The following is a 23,022-nucleotide window of genomic DNA, read 5'->3' as shown; positions in this document are numbered from 1 at the left end:
GGAGGTACAAAGAGTAATAATGAAATCCCGGCACCGCATCTCCCTGCTCGTGACAACAGCCTTTTCTGTCATGCCGTGTCTGTCCGCTTTCGCCGCGACGACAACCCCTCATCCTGTCCGTCACCACAGCACCCGGACCGGCAGCAGCACGCACGCAACTGCACATCCCGCCAATACTCCAGTCGCGAAAACTGCAACTGCCGCACCACGCAAGAAAAAGACCGACGTCAACTTCGCGGGTGAAGCTGAGACGATCAACGTCACCACCGGCACCCACGCGACGAACCGCAAAGCCCGTGAAAGCACGTCCCCCGTCACCGTGGTCTCTGCCGCGACGCTCCGCCGTTCGGGCATGCTGAACCTCTCGGACGCCCTGACCCGGACCTATGCTTCCATCAACGTGGTGGCGATGGGTGCGGATTCCGCAGCCCTGACATCCTCCATCCAGATGCGCGGCCTCGGCCCGAACGAAGTGCTGGTTCTGGTGGACGGCAAGCGCCGCCACAACACGGCGAACATCACCGCCGATGCAGGCCCGCAGTTCGGCTCCACCGGCGCCGATCTGAACACGATCCCCGCAAACGCCATCGACCATATCGAAGTGCTCGAAGACGGCGCGGCTGCAATGTACGGCTCGGACGCCATTGCCGGTGTGGTGAACATCATCACCAAAAAACAGGCCCACGGCATGCAGACCTCCGTGCAGACCGGCGCAAACGCCTATAATGGCGATGGCTGGCAGTACAAGGTCGGCGCTGATGGCGGCGTAAAATGGGGCAGCGACGGCTACCTGCATCTCAGCGGCGAAGTCTATCACACGGATCACATGGTCGTCGGCGCGCGGGACCACCGCCTGATCGGAAGCTGGCCCACCAACGCCACCACGACGGGCTACTATAACGGTATCGTTCCGAATGCGATGAACGTGCCGACCAATTCCAACAAAATCATGAGCACGCCGGAAGAAACCCGCGAAAGCCTCGCCATCGATTTCGGCAAGACCATTACCGAAGGCGTAAATTTCTACGGCCTCATCACCTATATGCACCGCCATGGCGAAGCGTATGAAAACTACCGCACGCCCGTCATCGCGCCTAGCATGTATCCGGCTGGCTTCTCCCCGCTCGAAACCTCGGAAGAGAACGACTACGCCGCCACGCTGGGCCTCAAGGGCGACAACTTTCTGGGCTTCGATTGGGATCTGAGCACCACATACGGCGCCGATGGCAACAAAATCGGCAACAAAAACACCGTCAATACCGGTATGCTGGCCAGCACATGCTCCACAGTTCCGGGCTCGGCCTATTATTCCACCGATGGTTGCGGCTGGTCCCCCAACACGACGCGTGCTGAAACCTATCGTATGGCACAGTGGACCAACAATCTGGACTTCCGCCGCCACTTCAATATCGCCAACGTCGTGCCCATGACGCTGGCCTTCGGTGGCGAACACCGCCTCGAAACCTATGAGATCAAGGCAGGCACCCCGCCCTCCTATGAACTGGGCGGCACGCAGGGCTATGCCGGTCTCGGCCCCAACAGCGCCGGCAACTGGAGCCGTGACATCTGGGCCGCCTATGTCGATGGCGACTTTCACCCGCTCCCGCACTGGGATCTCGATTTCGCAGGGCGCTTCGAGCACTACACGGATGTCGGCAACACGGAAAACGGTAAGGTCTCGACCCGCTACGACGTGAGCAAACGCATCGCGATCCGTGGCACGATCAGCACCGGCTTCCGCGCGCCGACGCTGGCCGAACAGCACTATAGCGCCATGAACGTGGACCCGACCGGCGCCTCCGGCCTGCTGCCCGTCAACTCAACAGCCGCCCGCATTCTGGGTGCCAGCGCCCTGAAGCCGGAACGCTCCGTCAGTGCCAGCGGTGGCATCGTCCTGGAGCCCGTAAAGAACTTCCATGTCGAAACAGACGTCTATCAGATCAATCTGCGTGACCGCATCGTGGGCGGTGGTACCGTCAACGGTCAGCCCGCCGTCGATGCCATCGAAGCCATGGGATATTCCCTGCCTCTGAACAGCATCACGCTCGACAACGTCTCCGCCTACTACATGACCAACGGCGCCAGCACCCGCACGCAAGGCCTCGACATCAAGGCGGACTACATGTTCCGCTTCCACAATGCCGGCAACCTGAACCTCAGTATGGCGCTGGACCTGAACCGGACGCGTCTGCACCACAACGGAACAGATACCAACGGCAATCCGTTGCTGAACGCGCAGAACATCGGCTACATCACGACCGCCTATCCGCGCAGCAAGATCATCCTGAACGCGTTTTATACGATCGGAAAATGGGACCTCAACGTGCGCCAGACCCGTTACGGTGAGACCACGGACATGCTGACCTACTCTGACTGGACGGACAAGACGCTCACCTGCCCGAGCGGCGGCAAGCTGGCCTATTCCAACAGCTGCTTTGCGCAGTTCAAGAATACGCCGCGCTGGCTGACCGATATCGAAGTCGGCTACCGTTTCAACAGCCACTGGCATCTGGCGATCGGTGCGAACAACGTCTTCAACGTCCGCCCCCGTCGCGTTCCGCAGATCAACAACTCCCGCGGCGCCCAGATCTACGACCAGTTCTCTCTGCAGGTTCCCATCACCGGCGGCTACTATTACGGCCGGATCAACGCCAGCTTCTGAAATCCTCCTACAGGAAAGGCGCCCCGTTACAGGGCGCCTTTTTCTTTAGAAAACACCCCCTGCACACCGAAGATCGCAACAAAAAAAGCCGGCGCATCACTGCACCGGCTTTCGTAAAATCCGCTTTCAGGCAGGATTCAGGCTTCGACATAGGCCTTGACGATGATGTCGGGGTCTTTGACCACGCCACCTGCGCCGGAACCGCGCTTGAGCTGGTCCACATATTCCATGCCTTCCGTGACCTGACCAACGATCGTGTACTGACCGTTCAGATGCGGACTGGCAGCGAACATAATGAAAAACTGGCTGTTGGCAGAGTTCGGGGCCATCGTGCGGGCCATGCCGACCGTGCCACGCTCGAACTTGGCGGCATTCGTGAACTCGGCCTTGAGGTCCGGATAAGAGCTGCCGCTCGTGCCGGTTCCCGTCGGATCGCCGCCCTGTGCCATGAAGCCTTCGATCACGCGATGGAACTTCACGCCATCATAGAAGCCTTCACTGGCCAGCAGCTTGAGGCGCTCGGCGGCCAGAGGCGCCAGATCGGGGCGCAGCTCGATGACCACCTTGCCAGTCTTGAGCTCGAAAACCAGCTTGTTGCCGTCGGGCACTGCAGTATCGGACATCTTGGAACCTTCCAGAAATCGTTGAAGGTTCCTATGTCGGCCCTCGGCCCAGTTTCGACAAGACGATATGTGCAACATCTTCGCTGACGAAGGGTGAAATATCTCCCCCCAGCCGCGCGATTTCCTTCACGATGCGACTGGCTGTGCTGCGATGTTCTTCGGAAGAGAGCAAGAAAACCGTCTCGATTTCCGGGGCCAGACGACGCAAAGCGCCAGAAAGCTGGCTTTCGTAATCGAAATCGCCCCCCGAACGTAGCCCGCGCACAACCGTGCCCGCCCCGGCCTGACGCACGGCATCCACCAGAAGCGTATCGAAGCCAACAACCTCGATCCGCTCCCCATGCGGCAGCTTGTCCACCTCACGCCGCAGAGCCGAGAGCCGCGCCTCCAGATCCAGAAGCGGCTGCTTGCCTTCATTGACCGCCACCCCGACCAGCAGCCGGTCGAACAGCGCAGACGCCCGATGGATGATGTCCAGATGCCCGAACGTGACCGGATCGAACGTGCCGGGATAAAACCCGACACGCGGATCCGTCCGCGCCTCAGGCGTCAGGTGCAGCATCATCACCTGCGGCGGGAGCTTCAGAGACCACAGTCTCGTCGGCATCGCCCTCTTCCGTGTCATCTTCCAGAACCGGGAAGACACAGATGACGGTTTCGCTGTCATTCAGACGGAACAGTGTCACGCCGCTGGCCTGACGCGCCATGACGCGGACCTGCGACACCGGAAGACGGATCAGACGCCCGGTATCCGTGACCAGCATAACGTCCGTGCCATCAAGCGTCGGCAGGGTACCCACCACTTCCTTGCCCCGACGGTTCGCCGAGAAAGTCATGTTGGTGATGCCCTGGCCGCCACGGCCCGACACACGGTAATCATAGGCCGAGGAACGACGGCCAAAGCCACCATCCGTCACGGTCAGGAGGATTTCTTCCTGCTGTTCCAGTTCCTCGAAACGCTCCTGCGTCAGATCGCCCGTGATCTCGACGATTTCCTCATCACCGGACACGGCTTCGTCTTCGGCACTGTCCTCCAGAGCCGCATTTTCAGCACGACGCTTGGCATTGGCCATCCGCAGATAGGCAGAACGTTCCTCGACGCTGGCATCGACGTGATTGAGGATACACAGCGAAATCACCGCATCCCCGTCGCCCAGACGGATGCCCCGCACGCCCGTGCTGCCACGACCGGCAAACACACGCAGCGTCTCATCCGTAATCTGGAAGCGGATGCAACGCGCATTCTTCGTTGCGAGGAACACATCCTGACCTTCACGACAGGTCGCCACACCGATGAGGGAATCCCCCTCGTCGAGCTTCATGGCGATCAGGCCAGACGCACGGATATTGCGGAAATCGCTCAGACGGTTCCGGCGCACATTGCCGCTGGCTGTCGCGAAGGCAAGGTGCAGGTCGTCCCACAGTTCCTCGTCCTGCGGCAGCGGCAGGACGGCCGTGATGGAATCCGTTCCCAGTTCCGGCAGCAAGTTGACCAGCGCACGGCCCTTGGCGGTCGGCGCGGCTTCCGGCAGATGCCAGACCTTCATCCGATAGGCCTTGCCGCCCGAGGAGAAGAACATCACCCACTGATGCGTGTGTGCGTTGAAGCTGCGGATAATCACGTCATCGCCACGACGACCCGAGGCCGTACGACCACGACCACCTCGGTTCTGCGACCGGAAAACCTCCAGCGGGGTCCGCTTGATGAAGCCGTCGCGTGTGATGGTCACGACCATCTGCCCCGGCTCGATCAGGCTTTCATCGGTCTGATCGCCAAGTGAATCGGAAATTTCCGTCGCACGCGGGGTTGCGACTTCCGCACGGGCCGCCAGAAGCTCCTCGCGCATGACTTCCATCCGGCGCGGACGGCTCTCGATGATCTGAAGCAGCTCACCGATCTTGACGGCCACCTCACCCAGTTCGCCTTGGATCTTCTCGCGCTCCAGACCCGTCAGGCGTTGCAGACGCAGCTCAAGAATACCGCGCGCCTGCGCTTCCGTCAGACGGACCTTGCCATCGATGATGACATTGCCTTCGTCGTGGATCAGTTCCAGAAGCGGAATAACTTCAGACGCATCCCATTCGCGCGCCATCAGAGATTCACGCGCTGTCGCAGCATCCGGGGCCGCACGGATCAGCGCGATGACCTCGTCGATATTCGCGACAGCCAGAACGAGACCGACCAGCAGATGCCCACGATCCCGTGCCTTGTTAAGGTCAAAGCGGGCACGGCGCAGGATGACTTCCTCACGGAAACGCAGGAAGGCTTCCAGAATGTCCTTCAGCCCCATCGTCCGCGGCTTGCCGTCATCGAGCGCCAGCATGTTGGCGCTGAAGGACGTCTGAAGCTGCGTGAAACGATAGAGCTGGTTCAGAACCACATCCGGCGTCGCATCGCGCTTAAGCTCGATGACAACACGCATCCCCGATCGGTCTGACTCGTCGCGGATGTCGGAAATGCCTTCGATTTCCTTGGCCCGGACCAGATCGGCAATCTTTTCCTGCAACGTGGCCTTGTTCACCTGATACGGGATCTCGGTGATGATGATGGCCTGACGGTCCTTGCGGATTTCCTCGATCTCGGCCCGTGCCCGCACCGGGATGGACCCACGACCCGTCTCATAGGCACGGCGGATGCCGCTGCGCCCCATGATGATGCTGCCCGTCGGGAAATCCGGCCCCGGGATGATCTGCATCAGCTCGTCGAGTTCGATGTCCGGATTAGCAATCATCGCCAGCGTGGCATCAATGACTTCGCCCGGATTATGGGGCGGAATATTGGTCGCCATGCCCACGGCAATACCGGCCGCACCATTGACGAGCAGGTTCGGGAAAACCGCCGGCAGAACCTTCGGCTCATTCTCGCTTTCATCGTAGTTCGGCTGGAAATCAACAGTATCACGGTCGATATCGTCCAGCAGGAACGACGACGCCTTGGCCAGACGCGCTTCAGTATAACGCATGGCCGCCGGGCTATCGCCATCGACCGACCCGAAATTACCCTGGCCGTCGATCAGCTTGACGCGCATCGACCAGTGCTGCGCCATCCGGACCATGGCGTCATAAATCGAGCTGTCGCCATGCGGATGGTATTTACCCATCACGTCACCAACCGCACGCGCGGACTTGCGATAGGGCTTGTCAGCGGTAAAGCCGCTTTCGCGCATGGCGTAGAGAATACGGCGATGAACCGGCTTCAGACCGTCCCGTACATCCGGCAGCGCGCGCGATACGATCACGGACATCGCGTAGGCCAGATAGGAGGAGCGCATTTCCTCCTCGATCGTCACAGGAAGACGACCGGAAGGGGTCAGATCAGTCGGCTCGGTCAGCTCGGTCAAGACAGGTCACCACGCTAGAATTCAGTTTTTCCAGCATACCGCATGCGTTACCATCATGCCAACCTAGTCCAGCACAACACACCCTCGTGGTTCAGAAGACATTATTTAGCGAATTCGACAAAAAAATCGCCAACACAAAAAAATGACAAAATTATCTAATCGACGAATTTAATTTACACCTTATTAACTTGCGAGCAGCAATCAAATCCGTTAGCAATTCTCAAACACACTCCGGCGAGTCCGTGCCGGAAATTTTTCGGAAAGATCTGATCATGGCCGATACGACCACCGACGACATCACGCCCGCCGGCAGTGATAACGCCAGCTACAACGCCACTGAAACAAGCTACCATCAGCACGACTATGTCTGGCGCTGGGTTGGCTCTGCAACGGGCGGAGACTGGACCGATCCCAGCAACTGGGTTCTGACCGATGCTGGCAATCCGGTTGATACGTCCTCCGACGCCTTCAGCGGCTATCCCATTCCCCAGAGCGAGCAGAATGCTGACGTCAATGTCGGCTATTCCGGAAACGAAACCCCGAACGTCGTCGTCTCCAATGCCGTTCTCTACAACCAGATCCGCAGCCTCAGCATCTGGCAAAACAGCACCCTGAAAATCACCGCACAGGGTGGAAACGGAAACGTTTTCGCAACAGCCGGTTTTGAGAACTACGGCACCCTCATTATCGACACCCCCTCCAAAGTCGAACTTGGCGGCGTGACAACAGGTAACGGCACCCTGACGATCCTGAACAACGACGGCAATGTGATATTAGACGATGGGCAACTGAACAACGGCACGCTCAACCTCGTCAACTCGACCCTCGGCACCCTTGCAACGCCCATCAGCGTTTCCGGCGGCACGATCAACCTTCAGCAGAACAGCACGCTCATTGCGAACCTGTACGGCGAAGGCTCCACGATCAACGTTGACCCGGCAACCACCAACACGCTGTATGTCAACGATCGCTTCTCCAACAATAGCGGCTCCGTCCAGAACACCGTCATCAACGGCGTTTCCGAGAACACCCATTTCGGCATCCTGAGCGGCTCCTCCAAGCCGGTCTCCGCAACGTATGAAGCCAATGCCGACGGCTCCTACAAGCTGACGATCACCCTCGATAACGGCCATGCCATCACCTACCCGACGGTCAATGTCGCAGACGGCTACACGCCTGCTGCCCAGGCCACGATCGTGCAGGACGGCTCGAACGGCTGGCTCATTGAAGACGCAGGCACCTCGACGGCTCCGGCCTCCTACGTCAACAGCGATCTGCACCAGCAGCTTGCCGCCACAGCCAGCGCAGCAGCCGCAGCCGGTGGCGACACGTCGCAGTACAGCAGCAACGCCGTCAGCTACCACAACCATGGCAACACATGGCGCTGGAGCGGCTCCGCAACCGGCGGTGACTGGTACGACCCCAAAAACTGGACGCTCTATGACGGCCACGGCAATGTCGTGGACACATCAGGCGATTCCTTCAGCGGTAACGCTGTACCACAGAGCGATCAGAACGCTGACGTTAACGTCGGCTATGTCGGCAACACCACGCCGAACGTCGTCGTCGCCGATGCGCCGTCCTACAACCAGCTCCGTAGCCTCAGCGTCTGGCAGAACAGCACACTTGAAATCACCGCGCAGGGCAGCAGCACTTATAACGGCTATGTCTTCACAACGGCCGGTTTTGAAAACAGCGGCACGATCCTGATCAACACCCCGTCCAAGGTTGAACTCGGCGGCATCGGGGTCAACCGTGAAGACGGCACGATCACGATCATGAACAACGACAACAACGTCGTGTTCGATACAAACAACGTCAACAACGCCGGCACGATCAACCTGATCAACGCAACGCTGGGCGCTGCCACCAACCCAATCTCCGTTTCTGGCGGTACACTCAACCTCTCGCAAGACAGCAGCCTGTTCCTGTCTCCGGGCGAAAACATCAATACCATCAATGTTGATCCGAACACGATCAACACGGTGTACGTTCAGGCTAACGGCCTGCTGCACACAGACTCATCGAACACCCAAAGCGTCGTGATCAACGGCGTCTCCGCCAACACGCATTTCGGCATCTCCGGTGTGTCTTCCGCTCCGACGGCTGCCACCTACACGCCGAACGCTGATGGCTCCTACACGCTTCAGATCACGCTGGCTGACGGTCGCCTGCTGACATTCGGCGACCTGCATATGGCAAACGGCTTTGTTCCAAGAACCAACGCCACCATCGTCCAAGACGGCAGCACTGGCTTTCTTGCGGAAGATTCAGAGGCAGGCTTTTTTATTATCGAAGCCATAGCTGAAGGCCCCTGCTTCCTCGCAGGCAGCATGATCCGCACGCCGGAAGGCGATGTGGCCGTCGAGACCCTGCGCCTCGGCAGCACGGTTCTGGCCTTCGTGAACGGCGAAACCGTCGAGCGCAAAGTCACCTGGGCCGGCCGCTCCCACATGATCGCCAAGGCCGGTCTGGCCGACGCGGAAGCCGGTTATCCGGTCCGCATCATGCAGGGCGCACTCGCCGAGGGCGTGCCTTACAAGGACATGCTGGTCACGCCGGAACACTGCCTGTTCATCAATGGCGGCTTCATCCCGGCCCGTATGCTCGTGAACGGCCGCTCGGTGGTCTATGACCGTACGATCGCCGTCTATGACTACTTCCATGTGGAAACGGCCGAACACTCGGTCATCATGGCAGACGGCATGCTGACGGAAAGCTACCTCGACACCGGCAACCGCCAGTCCTTCCGTCAGGACGGCAGCGTTGTTGCTCTGGGTGGCCGCGAGCGCAACTGGAATGACGACGCAGCAGCCCCGCTGTCCGTCAGCCGGGACGTGGTCGAGCCGATCTTCCGTGAGATCGAAGCCCGTGCCATTGCAGCTGGCCTTGAGAACACGGTTGCCGCTCCGGCTCTGACCGAAGACGCCAACCTGTACCTGGTCGCCAGCACGGGCCAGACCATCCATCAGGTCCGCACCGCCAATGGTCGCGCGATGTTCATGATCCCGTCCGACGTGACAGGCGTTCGCATCGTGTCCCGTACCTCCAGCCCGAGCGAAACGGTCGGACCGTTCGTGGACGACCGTCGTCAGCTCGGTGTTCTGGTGGGTGAAGTCACACTGTTCGACTCGGGCAACACGATCCGCATCGATCAGCACCTGACGGACGCAGACCTTAACGGCTGGGATGTTCAGGAAAACACCCCAGTCCGCTGGACGAACGGTAACGCCATGCTGCCGCTGACGGCCCGTCAGCCAAACAGCCTCGGCATGCTCGCCATCCAGATCCTGGCCGCCGGCCCCTATCTGGCAACGTCGGAAGCAGACGTCGCCCTGACCGCCTGAAACCAGCCGGTCTGAAACGAAAAAGCCTCACCCTTTCGGGGGTGAGGCTTTTTTTTGGTCTACACGACGATCAAAAAAAACCCCGGAGGCCTGAGCCTCCGGGGTTTTTCAGTCTTCAGAAACCGTAAGCGGCTCTGAACTCAGAACGGAATTTCATCGTCGAGATCATTGTCCGGCGGAGCATCCCAGCCGCCATTGCCGCCACCCGAACGACCACCAGAAGCCCCGCCGGAATTCCCGCGCGAACCGCCGCCAAAGCCACCGCCCGAACCACCAGCGGAGCCGCCACGGCTCCCACCGCCGAAGCCGCCGCCATTGCCCCCGCCATAGCCGCCACCATTGTCAAAACCGCCATCATCGCCGCCACCGCTGCGATTGCTGTCGATCAGCACCAGATCGCCACGGAACCGGTCAATCACGACTTCGGTCGTGTATTTTTCCTGACCGGACTGATCGGTCCACTTCCGTGTACGCAGCTCGCCTTCAATATAGACCTTGCGCCCCTTGCGCAGGAACCGCTCGGCCACATCCGCCGTCCGCTCGTTGAAGATCACCACACGATGCCACTCGGTGCGCTCCTTGCGCTCCCCGGACTGACGATCGTTCCAGGTGTCCGACGTCGCAACGGTCAGGTTGACGATCTTAGACCCCGACTGCGTGTTGCGGACTTCCGGATCCTTGCCCAGATTTCCGACCAGAATCACCTTGTTGACGCTGCCTGCCATTCCCGTCCCAACCAATTTTCTCGAATTGTTCTTTTCATACGTGCGTAAGTTCCCATCTAATGGGGAACAATCCAACGCCATTCAAGCGCGTTCGATCTCACAACTGCCTTTTCTCCACATTCCGGGGTCTCCGTGAGCTTTCCAGACAATCATTCGATCCGTGTCCGTGGGGCCCGCGCCCATAATCTCAAGAATATCGACGCCACGATCCCGCGGGATTCCCTGACGATCATCACGGGCCTTTCAGGCTCCGGAAAATCCTCTCTGGCTTTCGACACGATCTATGCCGAGGGGCAACGGCGCTATGTGGAAAGCCTGTCCGCCTATGCCCGCCAGTTCCTTGAGCTGATGGGCAAGCCGGACGTGGATTCCATCGAGGGTCTTTCCCCGGCCATCTCGATCGAGCAGAAAACCACGTCCAAGAACCCGCGCTCGACTGTCGGCACGATCACGGAAATTCACGATTACATGCGGCTGCTCTGGGCGCGCGTGGGAATCCCCTATTCCCCCGCGACCGGCCTTCCCATCGAAGCGCAGACCGTCAGCCAGATGGTGGACCGCATCATGGCGATGCCCGACGGCATGCGCCTGATGCTGCTCGCCCCCGTCGTGCGGGACCGCAAAGGCGACTGCAAGCGTGAACTGGCCGAGCTGACGCGTAAAGGCTTCACGCGCGTGAAGATCGACGGCGAACTCTACGAAATCGCCGAGGCCCCGGAACTGAACCGCAAGACGCGCCATACCGTCGAAGTCGTCGTGGACCGAATTGTCGTCAAGGAAGGGCTCGAATCCCGCCTCGCCGACAGCTTCGAGACCGCCCTCGAACTCTCTGACGGCCTGGCCTATGCCGAGGAAGTCGAACGTGCAGGCGAGAAGGAAGCCCCGGCGCATGTCGTGTTCTCGTCGCGCTTCGCCTGCCCGGTCTCCGGCTTCACGATCGAGGAGATCGAGCCGCGCCTGTTCTCCTTCAACGCCCCGATGGGCGCCTGCCCGGTCTGTGACGGCATCGGCACCGAAACCCATTTCGACGAAAACCTGATTGTCCCGGATGACAGCCTGACGCTGGCCGAAGGTGCGATTGCTCCATGGAAGGGGGCAAGCACGGACTGGTATGACCAGACGCTCGCCGCTCTCGCCCGCCATTGCGGCGATGATATGCACACGCCCTGGTCCGACCTCCAGCCCGCCACGCAAGACCTCATCATCAACGGTTCCAAAGAGCCGATCGACATTCCCTATACCGATGGCGGGAAGGTCCATATCGTCACCAAGCCGTTCGAAGGCGTGCTGAAGAACCTGCGCCGCCGCATGGCCCAGACTGACAGCATGTGGGTCCGCGAAGAACTGTCGCGCTACCAGTCCGAAAAACCCTGCCATGCCTGCCACGGCGCACGCCTCAAACCCGAGGCGCTGTGCGTGAAGGTCAAGGACCTCAACATCGCGGAAGCCTCGGATATGCCGATCCGCAAGGCGCTCGACTGGTTCTCCACCGTTGAAGCGACCCTCACGCCCCAGCGCGCCGAAATCGCCCGCCGTATCCTGCGTGAAATCACGGACCGCCTGCACTTTCTCGACGATGTCGGGCTGGACTACCTCACCCTGTCGCGCGGTTCGGCAACCCTGTCCGGCGGCGAAAGCCAGCGCATCCGTCTGGCATCGCAGATCGGTTCGGGCCTGACGGGCGTACTGTATGTGCTGGATGAACCCTCCATCGGCCTGCACCAGCGCGACAATGAACGCCTGCTTGGCACACTCGAACGCCTCAAGCGCCTCGGCAACACCGTCATCGTCGTCGAACATGACGAGGACGCCATCCGCGCCGCCGATTATCTGATCGATATGGGACCGGGTGCAGGCAAGCTTGGCGGACAGGTCATCGCCGTCGGCACCCCGGCCGAGGTCGCCCAAAACCCCAACAGCATCACCGGCGCCTATCTGTCAGGCCGCAAGGTCATTCCCGTCCCGACCGAACGCCGCAAGCCCAGCGGCATGCTCACCCTGCACGGCGCACGCGGCAACAACCTCAAGGATCTGACGGTCGATTTCCCGCTCGGCACCTTCATCGCCGTCACGGGCGTTTCGGGTGGCGGCAAATCCACACTCGTCATCGACACGCTGTATAAGGCGCTGTCCCGCCAACTCATGAAATCGAGCCAGACACCGCTGCCCTATGACCGTCTGGAAGGCGTGGACAATCTCGACAAAATCATCGAGATCGACCAATCCCCGATCGGCCGGACCCCACGCTCCAACCCCGCAACCTATACGGACCTGTTCGCGCCGATCCGCGACTGGTTCGCCGAACTGCCCGAGTCCAAGGCGCGCGGCTACAAGCCAGGCCGCTTCTCTTTCAACGTGAAGGGTGGCCGCTGCGAAGCCTGTCAGGGCGACGGTGTTCTCAAGATTGAAATGCACTTCCTGCCGGACGTGTACGTGACCTGCGACACCTGTAAGGGCGCGCGCTACAACCGCGAAACGCTGGAAGTGAAGTTCCGCGGCAAATCCATCGCGGACGTCCTGTCCATGACCGTGGACGAGGCCCTGCCGTTCTTTCAGGCCGCCCCCAAGATCCGCGACCGTCTCGCCATCCTGCAACAGGTCGGGCTGGGCTATGTCGCCCTCGGCCAGCAGGCCACCACGCTTTCAGGCGGCGAGGCCCAGCGCGTCAAACTGTCAAAGGAACTGGCCAAACGCGCCACTGGCCGCACGGTCTATATTCTCGACGAACCCACAACCGGCCTGCACACCGAAGACGTCCGCAAGCTACTTGAAGTGCTGCACACCCTCGTCGATCAGGGAAATACGGTTCTGGTGATCGAGCACAATCTCGAAGTCATCAAAACCGCCGACTGGCTGATCGATATCGGCCCCGAAGGCGGAGACGGCGGCGGTCAGGTCGTCGCAGCCGGAACACCGGAAGACATCGCCGCGTGCAAAGCCAGCCATACCGGCCGCTTCCTCGCCCCGCTTCTGGACGCACCGGGCGCCAGACAGCCGCGAAAAGTCACAACCACCAAAATCACCCAGGCCATGCTCGCCGCCAGCCTGCCACCGCCAAAAGCCGAACGCACAGCCGCGAAAAAAGTAAAAGCCGCTAAGGAAAAAGCAGCGGAAAAGACTCCCGAAAAGAAGCCCAGAGGCCGCCCCGCCGGGTCCCGCAACAAAACCAAAACCTGAACCGACTCACATCCTGAAAGGCCAAATGCCTTTCAGGACACGAATCCCAGAATATATGCCACGCCAAACGCAGTCAGAACCGTGCCATTGAACATCGCGTGGCACAGGGCCGTCGTCCAGAACGGGTTAAGTCCCGCCTCCTTTTCCGCTGTCAGAAAACAGAAATAGAAGCAGCTCCCACCCACCAGACCGGTACAAAGCGCCGTCAAGGCACTGCGTCCCAGACTGCCGCCGTAATGCGTGAATGAAAACGGCCCCACACAGGCAAGCCACGTTACAAATGGGGTGAGGGGCCGATATCCCAACACCTTCCGCACCAACACGATCGGCAACCAGAAATAAAGCGCCGTTTCTATAATTGGCGCCAGCAAAACAGCCAGCACGACTGACGCTCCGAACCCCGGCTGCCATTTTCCAGTTGCCCCGAACCCCGCTGCATCAATCAAAAGATGCAACGGGATGGCGATCAGGGCATTGAGCAGCGCATAACGCCCCGCAAGCCGAAACGCCCGCCATACTACGACATCACGCAGCGGCGGCTCGACAGTCACTTCTGCCGAGCACCCAGATGCCCAGCCTTCCGCGCCCGGGCCAGCGCTTCCTGACGTTCACGCTCGGCATAACGATGGCGCTGCTCTTCCGTCCGTTCATTGTGGCAATGCGGGCACGACACACCCTGCACGAACAGCAGCGAGGCCTTGTCGTGCGCATTCAGTGGCCGACGGCAAGCATGGCACACATCATGTGTCCCGATCTCCAGCCCATGCTTCACCGACACACGCTGGTCGAACACGAAACACTCGCCTTCCCACAGACTCTCTTCCTCGGGCACGGTCTCCAGATATTTCAGAATACCGCCCTTGAGATGATAGACCTCGTCCACACCCTCCGCCCGCGCAAAGGACGTTGATTTTTCGCAGCGGATGCCGCCCGTGCAGAACATGGCAATCTTCGGCAGACGGCCTTCCGCTTCCAGTTCCTGCCGCCGTTTGCGAAACCATTCAGGAAATTCGCGGAAGGATTTCGTTTTGGGGTCTTCCGCGCCTTTGAACGTCCCGATCGCCACTTCATAATCATTGCGCGTATCAATCAGGATCGTATCGGGGTCGGAAATCAGCGCGTTCCAATCTTCCGGTGCCACATACCGCCCCACGCCCTGAAGCGGGTCGATATCCGGCTCGCCCATCGTGACGATTTCCTTTTTCAGCCGCACCTTCATGCGGCGAAACGGCAGTTCAGGCGCACGGGAGTCCTTGCTTTCCAGATCCGCACAGCCCGGAAGTGCGCGGATATGCGCCATCACGCGCTCCATGCCCTCATCCGTCCCGGCAATCGTGCCGTTGATCCCTTCACGAGCCAACAGCAGGATCCCCCTGATCCCCTCACGCTCGCACAGCTCCAGCAGCGGCTGCCGCAATGCGGCAGGATCGGCGAACGGCGTGAAATGATACAGCGCGACAATACGGATCGGCTCGAGACTATCGGACATGAGGCAGGCATCCGGCGACCGGGACCGCAGACACAGCCGCGATCGGATGAAAAAGACAGCCCCGGAAATATCAGGGCCAAAGCCTCGATACCAGCCCGAAAGGCCGCATGGACAGGCTGCTGCCCGAATGGCAGACAGGACCTCTCCCGAACGGCCAAAGCAGACCGATGAAGATACCCGATGCCCTGCATCAGAGCCTCATACTTCTGAAGACCCATGCCTTTGTGCTCGGGATAAGCCTCTCACTTCTTCTGACGCTGGCCATCTGCCATGCCTGGACAGCACACAGAGCCTTCAGTCCGGACAGCTTCACCTCCGCAGACGATCCCTCCATGAAAGCCCGCGTGGAGACCTGTCACATCACCCCGAAATTCATCTCCGTTTCCGGCTGGGCCCTGTCAGATCTCTGGCCCGGCCCCACAGCGTCTTTCGTCCTCACGGCCGGAGACGGAGCGCAGGAAGTGTCCATTCCCTACAGGCTTCAGGAGCGACCTGACATCGCAAACGCCACCCATACGGACGGCAATGCGTTTCACAACCGGTACGGCTTCACCGCCATCGCCCGCATTCCTGAGGGACTAACCCCAGACGTACACCTGAACATCATTGCAGGACACACGCTCTACAGGATGTCACATGTCTGCCGCACTTAAGCGCAACGCCGCCTTCATCGCCTTCCTTCTGATCGCGACCTTCTGGATCGACGCCCACATCAACCGGTCGATCTTCATCGACAACGACATGTTCCGCCATGCCCTCGATCACCGGAGCCTGCTGTCCTTCCTGCACATGCGCTACATGACATGGTCCGGTAGGGTCGTCATCGAGGCCGCACTGGCGGAAACCATCCGCTATGCGCTCTTCTGGAAACTCCTCATCCCGTTCTGCACGGTTCTTCTGGCCTATGCCATCTGGTCCTGCACCCTGCGATCGTCCCTGAGACCCGCCTTCGGAATCCCGCTCGTCATGGGGCTGTTTCTGCTCCTCCCGCACGAGGTCAAGGAAGAGTCCGTTTACTGGCTTTCAGGCTTCTACAATTACCTGCTCCCGGTCTCCTTCGCCTTTTTCTCGATCAGCGTGTTCCTGCGACAGGAGGAGGCTGGAAACATGCTGCGTTTCCTGTCGCTCGCAGCCCTGCCCATCGGCTGCTCGATCGAACAGTCCTCCCTGCTCCTACTGTTCTGCACAGCCATGTCCACAGCACTGTCCGCCTTGGGCCGCCGAACGGTTTCTCTTTACAGCGCCCTCTACCTGACGCTCGCTGCCATCTTCTCGGCGATCGTCCTCGCCGCTCCCGGAAACGGCCGGCGCTATGTCGCGGAAATCGGCAACTGGCTGCCGGAATTCCCCCAGTACAGCACCCTTCAGAAACTCTCCCTCGCCCTCGACCGCATCCACCGCACCAGCATCAGCCCGGACAACCACATCCTGCTCGCAGCCCTCGTGCTGTCCCTCTGCTTTCTGGCGTTCGTCAAACGGAACCAGGGCTTTCAGGATATGGCCGCCATGGGCGTGATGCTGCTGGGTCTCCTGCTCATGCTTCCCACACAGCTGCTCGGGGCCGTGCGCTGCGACCGGTTCCTCTATGATCTGAACTGGGTCTCTCTCAACACCTATGTCGCGTTTTTCCTCACGCTGTGCCTGTTCGTCTCGATCCTGTGGTGCGCCCTGTCCCTGAAAAACGCCGCAACCCTCCTGTCCTTCCTGACCGGAGGGTTCATCATCACGATCCTGACGGGCCTCTCCCCTACAATCTACGCTTCCAGCCATCGCATCCTCCTCGTGCTGGACCTGACACTGCTCCTCTATACCTGTGGCCTGATCCACGCCCTTCTGACGCAGACACGGGCGCGTTTCCTGCGGTAAACTATTTCCCATGACTGAGAGCAGCACTCCCCACACCATTTCCCAAAAAGCCATTCGCGGCCCGTTCCTGACCTTCCATGCCGATCCCTTCACCGCCGATCCCATGGACGCCCTGCATCACGAGCCCGATGGCCTGATCCTGATCGAAAACGGCCGCATCACCGCCGCCGGTCCCTGGGACATCCTACGCGACACCATCCCCGCCGGAACGCCCCTCGATCATTATCCCAACATGCTGATTTCCGCCGGCATGATCGACACCCATGTCCATTACCCGCAGCTCCCGGTCATCGCCTCCTATGGCGAACAGCTTCTGCAATGGCTGGAAAACTACGTCTTCCCCGCCGAAGCCCGCTACGCTGACATCACCTATGCCCGCGCCGTCGCACGCCAGTTCCTGAACGAACTCCTGCGCGTCGGCACCACGACAGCCGCCGTGTACTGCACAGTCCACCCCCAGTCCGTGGATGCGTTCTTCGAGGAATCCGAACGCCTCAACACCTGCATGATCGCAGGCAAGGTCCTGATGGACCGTAACGCCCCGGAAAACCTGCGTGACACCGCCCAGAGCGGCTACGACCAGTCCGCGGACCTCATCGCACGCTGGCACAATCGCGGACGCCAGCTTTACGCCGTCACCCCCCGCTTCGCCCCCACCAGCACCCCCGAACAGCTCGATCTCGCAGGCGCCCTCCTCGCCACGAAACCCGACCTGTTCATGCAGACGCATCTGCTCGAAAACCGCTCCGAAATCGCCTGGGTCCGCGAACTTTTCCCCGATCGCAGCTCCTATCTAAACGTGTACGACAAGGCCGGTCTCCTGCGTCCCCGCGCCATTCTCGCCCACGCCGTCCACGCCGAAGAAGCCGACTTCCAGCGCTGTCACGACACCGGCTGCTCCATCGCACACTGCCCAGGTTCAAACCAGTTCCTCGGCAGCGGATCTTTCCCGCTTTTTGAAGCCCTCAAACCCGAACGCCGCGTGCGCGTCGGCATCGGCAGCGACATCGGCGCCGGGCCGTCCCTGTCGCTGCTTCAGGTTCTCTCCGACGCCTACAAGGTCGCACAAGGCCTCCAGACCAAACTCCATCCCGCACAGGGGCTCTGGCTCGCCACGGCGGGAGGCGCACAGTCCCTCGGCCTTCAGGACAGGATCGGCAGCATCCGGCCCGGCCTCTATGCCGATCTCTGCGTCTTCGATCCCGCCGCCACACCTCTGGGCCGCATCCGCGCGCAGACAGCCGAAACCCTCGCCGACCGCCTGTTCGCCCTCACCATGCTGGGCGACGACCGCAGCGTCGCCGCCACCTATGTGGCCGGGGAGCTCCACCACCAGCGCAACGCAACCTGACGCCACAAGCCCACACATTACAGAAGGAGCGATGTCATCTTTTGACACTGAATTTTTTCAAAATCGCGCGGCCATCTTAATTATTTATCAGTATTTCCACAGTCATACTGACGGCAGTATTTAACCTGCGAGAATACTCCTGGCTCACCCTCGGGCTCGCGACCTAAAAGCAGGACCCATGCACCGCTTCTCCTCATCCGCACAGGCCGTCCGATCCCTGATGTCCCTGACTGCGGTCCTGTCCCTCAGCACCCTTCTTCCAGACCACACCGCCCACGCCGCAGACAGCACAGCAGAGACGCCGCAGATCACGCTCGGCAATGACGGCAGCAGCAAGTCCCTGTTCCGCACCCTCTTTGACGGACAGCGTGCGATCGGCACCGGTGGCATGACGTCTCTTGAAGGTTCAAGCGGCGGCGGCCTCGCAACCTGGGCCACCATCAGCGGCTATGGCAGCGACAAGAGCGCAGGCATGGCCTTTCACTACAGCTACGTGAACCTCACCAGCTACTGGGATCAGAATGTCGGCGCCTCGATAGGTCTTTTTGACCGTGTCGAGCTTTCCTACACCCATAATTTCTTCCAGACCCGCGCCACAGGCGCCAAACTCGGCATCGGCAACGGCTACCAGTTCGATCTCGACGTCGCTGGCGCAAAAGTCCGCCTTTTCGGTCACGTCGCCGACAATACCCTGATCCCACAGGTCGCCATCGGCGCCATGTACAAACATGACAGCGACAGCCGCATCATTCACATGGTCGGCTCAAAACACACCGACGGCGCGGACGCCTATCTCGCCGTCACCAAACTGTTCCCGAAAGTGGGTATTCTGATCGACACCACCGTCCGCTTCACCAAGGCCAACCAGTGGGGCATCATCGGCTTCGGCGGCGACCTCGACAACAATTACCACGCGCAGTTCGAAGGCTCCCTCGGCTATCTACCGCCCTTCCTGCCTGGCCTCATTATCGGCGTTGAATACCGCACCAAGCCCCGCAACCAGCGCTTCACCGACGAAAGCAACTGGTTCGACGTCTACACCAGCTATTTCATCAACAAGCACCTGAACATCACGCTCGCCTATGTGTCACTTGGCACAATCGCGACGTTCAAAAACCAGACGGGCTTTTATTTTTCCGCTCAGACCGGGTTCTGACAAGGCGTTCCGGGCTCTGCCCGGACCCGGCAGGGATCTCGATCCCTGCACCCTATTTTATGAATCGGTTGCCAAAGGCCCTGGCCTTTGGCGGGTTTCAGGGCAGAGCCCTGAGCCTCACCCCTCCCTAATACGCTCGTCAATCAGCGCTTCACGCGGAACATCCGTCGCGTGCGTTGCCTCATGAATCGTCCGCTTCACATTGAAAATCAGATGCAGCGAAATCGCCGACAGCGATCCAAGCGTAATCCCGCTTCCAAAGACGATCTTCGCCCACATCGGAAACGTATCGGAAATATGCGGCTGAGCCGTCGCCAACATACTCAGCCCGATGCTGGTCCCCACGATAATGACATTGCTCTGCCGGTTGAAATCCACCCGCGAGAGCGTCTGCACACCGACCACAGCTACGGTTGCGAACATCGCCAGCGCAGCACCACCCAGAACCGGCAGCGGCACCGCAGCCACCAGCGCGCCCAGACGCGGCAGACACCCCAGCATCATCATGATGACCGCAGCAGCCGCCACAACCCAGCGGCTCTTCACCGCCGTCATCCTCACCAGCCCGACATTTTCGGCAAAGCATGTGTAGGGAAACGAGTTGAGCACGCCGCCAAGCATGGTCGCGATCCCATCGGCCCGAAGCGTGCGGGCAATGTCTTCGGACGTGATCGGCTTGTCCACGATTTCACCGGTCGCATAGACGTTGCCAATCGTCTCGATCATGGAAATCGTCATGACGATCACCATCGACAGGATTGAGACCGGATGAAATGTCGGCATCCCGAAATAGAACGGATGCGTGATGGACAGGAGCGGCGCGGACGACACCTCCCCGAAATTCGCATCGCCCAGTATCCACGCCACCAGCGTTCCCAGAACCAGTCCGATCAGCACGGCAATCGTCGCGATAAATCCGCGAAACAGCCGCTGGATCACCAGAATGGACGCCAGCGTCCCCAACCCGTACCAGATGCTCCGCAACGGAACATGGTCCTGCATCACGGACGGACTGGCGCCCGACACAATATCATTCGCCGCCACCGGTAGCAGCGCCAAACCGATGATAAGAATGATGGACCCCGTCACCACCGGCGGGAAAAACCGTACCAGCCCGGCGAAATGCCGCGCCATCAGCAACGTCACGAACCCCGCCACGATGACCGACCCATAAATGGACAACAGCCCCGGCGTCCCGCCCCCCACGGCAGAGCCAATGGCAATCATCGGCCCCACGGCAGTAAACGTCACGCCCTGCAACAGCGGTAGCCGAACCCCGACCGGCCCGAACCCCACCGCCTGAAGCAGCGAGGCAATCCCACAGGTGAACAGATCCGCATCAATCAGATGGATCAGCGTCTCGCGCGGCAGATGCAGTGCCCCCGCCACAAGGATCGGGACAATGACCGCCGCCGAATAGAACGCCAGCACATGCTGCAACCCGTAGGCCCCAAGCCGCCAGACCGGCAGTTTCTCGTCAACGGGATGCAGACCGGTCATCGCGGCATTCTCGGCAGTCATGAAAAGCCCTCAGCTTCCGCGATAGGTGGAATATCCGAACGGCGCCGCCAGCAGCGGCACATGGGCATGGGCCCCTGTCGCCAGCCCGAACACGATCGGCACCACATCCAGAAACGGCGGATCAGACAGAACCTGCCCGCCTTTGCGGAAGTAATCGCCAATCCGGAATTCCAGACAATACGTCCCTTTCGAAACTGCAACATCCCGCAGTTCCGGGCAACGCCCGTCCGCATTCGTCTGGCCTTCGAACAACACCCGATCCCCCTGCAACAAACGCAGGCTCACACCCGCGGCAGGCTTGCCAGACACCGTATCGAGAACATGCGTGGACAGAGAACTCATGCCGTCACCAGATCTTTCAGACGAAGCCCTGCAATCGCATCAATCTGCGTCAGCGCCTCGGTCAGTTCCTGTTCGGGAGTGCCAGCCAGACGGCGCTCCATTTCATCCATAATCACGGTCTTCGCCGCTTTTCCGGGTGCAGCGACCTTGCGCACGCAGATCACGAACGGCATGGCAAACTGCGCGCGATACGCGTCATTCACCCCCCGGAACCGCTCATATTCCGCAGGCGTCAGACGATCCAGCCCGGCCGAAGCCTGTTCCGAGGCGGAATGTTCCGTCAGATCCGGATCAATCCCCGCCCGGTGCCCAAGCTCCGGATGCGCCCGCACCAGCGCAAGCTGCGCCTCCACGCCCGCAGACCGCACAACCTGCGCAAACGCGGACAGCATCGCATCCCCATCCACAAAAGGCCGCGCCTTCAACGCCCCTTCCGCCACCCAGGGCGAATGTTCGTAAAGCCCACCGAACCGGGCAACAAACGCCTCGGCCGATAGTGCATTGACGTCTGAAATCTTCATACCGGATGCACAGACTGCCAGTGCCGCGCAATATCCAGCCGCGTCGCCACCCACACGCCTTCGCGCTTCTGAATATGCTCCATAAACTTCAGCAACCCCAGCGCCCGCGCTGGCTTACCCGCCAGACGGCAATGCAGCCCGATCGACATCATCCGGCCGCCCTCGCGATACAGCATATCGAACGCATCGCGCAGATAGGTGAAGAACTGCTCGCCTTCCGTAAAACCGTTCAGCGCCGCAAACTTCATGTCATTCGCGTCCAGCGTATAAGGCACGATCAACTGCGCCCGACCATGCGTCCGATCGTAATACGGCAGGTCATCCGCATAGGAATCGGCGTCGTAAACAAACCCGCCTTCCTCCGCGACCAGACGCGCCGTGTTCGGGCTCGTACGCCCCTGATACCAGCCCAGCGGCCGCTCTCCCGTCACTTCGGTATGCAGCGCAATCGCCTCGCGGATATGCGCCCGCTCCACGTCCTCGGGGAAATCCTGATAATCAATCCAGCGCAGACCATGGGACGCAATCTCCCAGCCGCTCTCCTTCATGGCCGCCACCGCATCCGGATTACGGGCCAGTGCCTTCGCCACGCCAAACACCGTCACCGGCATCCCGGCTTCATCGAACAGACGCCGCAGACGCCAGAACCCGGCCCGGCTGCCATATTCGTACAGGCTCTCCATCTGCGCACAGCGCGCGCCGATGATGGATTTCGTGCCCACCATTTCGGACAGGAACGCTTCGGACCCCGCATCCCCATGCAGAACCGAATTCTCCGCGCCTTCCTCGTAATTGATGACGAACTGCACGGCGATACGCGCGCCATTCGGCCATTTCGGATCCGGCGGCGTGCGGCCATAGCCGATCATGTCCCGCGGATAGCTGTCCTGCGTCATGGGCG

General features: G+C 60.4%; 17 protein-coding genes. 7 read left to right on the top strand and 10 right to left on the bottom strand.

Going from position 1 to position 23,022, the window contains the following annotated elements; translation table 11 throughout:
- Positions 1 to 19 precede the first annotated feature (19 nt).
- Positions 20 to 2,662: a TonB-dependent siderophore receptor gene (locus tag JK213_RS04040; protein WP_194261124.1), complete on the top strand. Its 2,643-nt coding sequence runs from the start codon at positions 20 to 22 to the stop codon at positions 2,660 to 2,662.
- A gap of 137 nt (positions 2,663 to 2,799) precedes the next feature.
- On the opposite strand, the gene JK213_RS04035 is transcribed toward JK213_RS04040, so the two are convergent.
- The 3 genes from JK213_RS04035 to gyrA are packed head-to-tail and all read right to left on the bottom strand — an operon-like array spanning position 2,800 to position 6,617.
- Positions 2,800 to 3,285, bottom strand: a complete 486-nt coding sequence (locus JK213_RS04035) for a peptidylprolyl isomerase (RefSeq protein ID WP_086649281.1) — start codon at positions 3,283 to 3,285, stop codon at positions 2,800 to 2,802.
- Positions 3,286 to 3,316: 31 nt separating this feature from the next.
- Entirely contained in the window at positions 3,317 to 3,847 is a 531-nt protein-coding gene (coaD, locus tag JK213_RS04030; RefSeq protein WP_194261327.1) for a pantetheine-phosphate adenylyltransferase, read from the bottom strand.
- Complete coding sequence (gyrA, locus tag JK213_RS04025; RefSeq protein ID WP_408869884.1) at positions 3,828 to 6,617, bottom strand: DNA gyrase subunit A; 2,790 nt, start codon at positions 6,615 to 6,617, stop codon at positions 3,828 to 3,830. The genes coaD and gyrA overlap by 20 nt, the downstream gene beginning before the upstream one ends.
- A gap of 281 nt (positions 6,618 to 6,898) precedes the next feature.
- Between gyrA and JK213_RS04020 the strand changes: the two genes are divergently transcribed.
- Positions 6,899 to 9,973 carry a Hint domain-containing protein gene (locus tag JK213_RS04020; RefSeq protein ID WP_228125292.1) on the top strand — a complete coding sequence of 1,025 codons (3,075 nt, stop codon included), beginning with the start codon at positions 6,899 to 6,901 and terminating at the stop codon, positions 9,971 to 9,973.
- A gap of 140 nt (positions 9,974 to 10,113) precedes the next feature.
- On the opposite strand, the gene ssb is transcribed toward JK213_RS04020, so the two are convergent.
- Entirely contained in the window at positions 10,114 to 10,698 is a 585-nt protein-coding gene (gene ssb, locus JK213_RS04015) for a single-stranded DNA-binding protein (protein ID WP_194261122.1), read from the bottom strand.
- A gap of 132 nt (positions 10,699 to 10,830) precedes the next feature.
- Between ssb and uvrA the strand changes: the two genes are divergently transcribed.
- Entirely contained in the window at positions 10,831 to 13,875 is a 3,045-nt protein-coding gene (gene uvrA, locus JK213_RS04010; RefSeq protein ID WP_194261121.1) for an excinuclease ABC subunit UvrA, read from the top strand.
- A gap of 32 nt (positions 13,876 to 13,907) precedes the next feature.
- Here the strand turns inward: uvrA and JK213_RS04005 are convergent, their stop codons facing one another.
- Both JK213_RS04005 and JK213_RS04000 read right to left on the bottom strand, forming a co-directional pair.
- Complete coding sequence (locus JK213_RS04005; RefSeq protein ID WP_194261120.1) at positions 13,908 to 14,426, bottom strand: hypothetical protein; 519 nt, start codon at positions 14,424 to 14,426, stop codon at positions 13,908 to 13,910.
- Positions 14,423 to 15,364 carry a rhodanese-related sulfurtransferase gene (locus tag JK213_RS04000; RefSeq protein WP_194261119.1) on the bottom strand — a complete coding sequence of 314 codons (942 nt, stop codon included), beginning with the start codon at positions 15,362 to 15,364 and terminating at the stop codon, positions 14,423 to 14,425. The genes JK213_RS04005 and JK213_RS04000 overlap by 4 nt, the downstream gene beginning before the upstream one ends.
- 167 nt (positions 15,365 to 15,531) lie before the next feature.
- Here JK213_RS04000 and JK213_RS03995 point away from each other — a divergent pair, with 167 nt between their 5' ends.
- From JK213_RS03995 to JK213_RS03980, 4 genes are all read left to right on the top strand, one after another.
- Positions 15,532 to 16,017 carry a hypothetical protein gene (locus tag JK213_RS03995; protein WP_194261118.1) on the top strand — a complete coding sequence of 162 codons (486 nt, stop codon included), beginning with the start codon at positions 15,532 to 15,534 and terminating at the stop codon, positions 16,015 to 16,017.
- Positions 16,001 to 17,230 carry a DUF6056 family protein gene (locus JK213_RS03990; protein ID WP_194261117.1) on the top strand — a complete coding sequence of 410 codons (1,230 nt, stop codon included), beginning with the start codon at positions 16,001 to 16,003 and terminating at the stop codon, positions 17,228 to 17,230. Before JK213_RS03995 ends, JK213_RS03990 begins: the two co-directional genes overlap by 17 nt.
- A gap of 10 nt (positions 17,231 to 17,240) precedes the next feature.
- Entirely contained in the window at positions 17,241 to 18,581 is a 1,341-nt protein-coding gene (guaD, locus tag JK213_RS03985; protein WP_194261116.1) for a guanine deaminase, read from the top strand.
- Positions 18,582 to 18,759: 178 nt separating this feature from the next.
- Entirely contained in the window at positions 18,760 to 19,737 is a 978-nt protein-coding gene (locus JK213_RS03980; protein ID WP_194261115.1) for a DUF3034 family protein, read from the top strand.
- A 117-nt stretch (positions 19,738 to 19,854) separates the two neighbouring features.
- Here JK213_RS03980 and JK213_RS03975 read toward each other — a convergent pair whose 3' ends face one another.
- Genes JK213_RS03975 through puuE form a run of 4 tightly spaced genes read right to left on the bottom strand, consistent with a single transcriptional unit; the run spans position 19,855 to position 23,017 of the window.
- On the bottom strand, positions 19,855 to 21,258 hold the full coding sequence (locus tag JK213_RS03975) for a nucleobase:cation symporter-2 family protein (RefSeq protein WP_194261114.1): 1,404 nt from the start codon (positions 21,256 to 21,258) through the stop codon (positions 19,855 to 19,857).
- A gap of 9 nt (positions 21,259 to 21,267) precedes the next feature.
- Entirely contained in the window at positions 21,268 to 21,600 is a 333-nt protein-coding gene (uraH, locus tag JK213_RS03970) for a hydroxyisourate hydrolase (protein WP_194261113.1), read from the bottom strand.
- Positions 21,597 to 22,121, bottom strand: a complete 525-nt coding sequence (gene uraD / locus JK213_RS03965) for a 2-oxo-4-hydroxy-4-carboxy-5-ureidoimidazoline decarboxylase (protein WP_194261112.1) — start codon at positions 22,119 to 22,121, stop codon at positions 21,597 to 21,599. The genes uraH and uraD overlap by 4 nt, the downstream gene beginning before the upstream one ends.
- Positions 22,118 to 23,017: an allantoinase PuuE gene (gene puuE / locus JK213_RS03960; protein ID WP_194261111.1), complete on the bottom strand. Its 900-nt coding sequence runs from the start codon at positions 23,015 to 23,017 to the stop codon at positions 22,118 to 22,120. The genes uraD and puuE overlap by 4 nt, the downstream gene beginning before the upstream one ends.
- Between the last annotated feature and the right edge of the window lie 5 nt (positions 23,018 to 23,022).

It is taken from the genome of Gluconobacter sp. Dm-44 (assembly GCF_018256175.1).
Classification (GTDB): Bacteria; Pseudomonadota; Alphaproteobacteria; order Acetobacterales; family Acetobacteraceae; genus Gluconobacter; species Gluconobacter cadivus.
The sequence above is the reverse complement of the archived record's forward strand: the minus strand, read 5'-3'. Positions and strand labels throughout refer to the sequence as shown.

Excerpts from the sequence above, each read along its gene's own strand:
- ssb (WP_194261122.1), bottom strand. The coding sequence starts at position 10,698 with ATGGCAGGCAGCGTCAACAAGGTGATTCTGGTCGGAAATCTGGGCAAG.
- JK213_RS04035 (WP_086649281.1), bottom strand. The coding sequence starts at position 3,285 with ATGTCCGATACTGCAGTGCCCGACGGCAACAAGCTGGTTTTCGAGCTC.
- JK213_RS04040 (WP_194261124.1), top strand. The coding sequence starts at position 20 with ATGAAATCCCGGCACCGCATCTCCCTGCTCGTGACAACAGCCTTTTCT.
- JK213_RS04000 (WP_194261119.1), bottom strand. The coding sequence starts at position 15,364 with ATGTCCGATAGTCTCGAGCCGATCCGTATTGTCGCGCTGTATCATTTC.
- JK213_RS03995 (WP_194261118.1), top strand. The coding sequence starts at position 15,532 with ATGAAGATACCCGATGCCCTGCATCAGAGCCTCATACTTCTGAAGACC.
- uraD (WP_194261112.1), bottom strand. The coding sequence starts at position 22,121 with ATGAAGATTTCAGACGTCAATGCACTATCGGCCGAGGCGTTTGTTGCC.
- puuE (WP_194261111.1), bottom strand. The coding sequence starts at position 23,017 with ATGACGCAGGACAGCTATCCGCGGGACATGATCGGCTATGGCCGCACG.
- uraH (WP_194261113.1), bottom strand. The coding sequence starts at position 21,600 with ATGAGTTCTCTGTCCACGCATGTTCTCGATACGGTGTCTGGCAAGCCT.
- JK213_RS03975 (WP_194261114.1), bottom strand. The coding sequence starts at position 21,258 with ATGACTGCCGAGAATGCCGCGATGACCGGTCTGCATCCCGTTGACGAG.
- JK213_RS03990 (WP_194261117.1), top strand. The coding sequence starts at position 16,001 with ATGTCTGCCGCACTTAAGCGCAACGCCGCCTTCATCGCCTTCCTTCTG.
- guaD (WP_194261116.1), top strand. The coding sequence starts at position 17,241 with ATGACTGAGAGCAGCACTCCCCACACCATTTCCCAAAAAGCCATTCGC.
- JK213_RS04020 (WP_228125292.1), top strand. The coding sequence starts at position 6,899 with ATGGCCGATACGACCACCGACGACATCACGCCCGCCGGCAGTGATAAC.
- coaD (WP_194261327.1), bottom strand. The coding sequence starts at position 3,847 with ATGCTGCACCTGACGCCTGAGGCGCGGACGGATCCGCGTGTCGGGTTT.
- JK213_RS03980 (WP_194261115.1), top strand. The coding sequence starts at position 18,760 with ATGCACCGCTTCTCCTCATCCGCACAGGCCGTCCGATCCCTGATGTCC.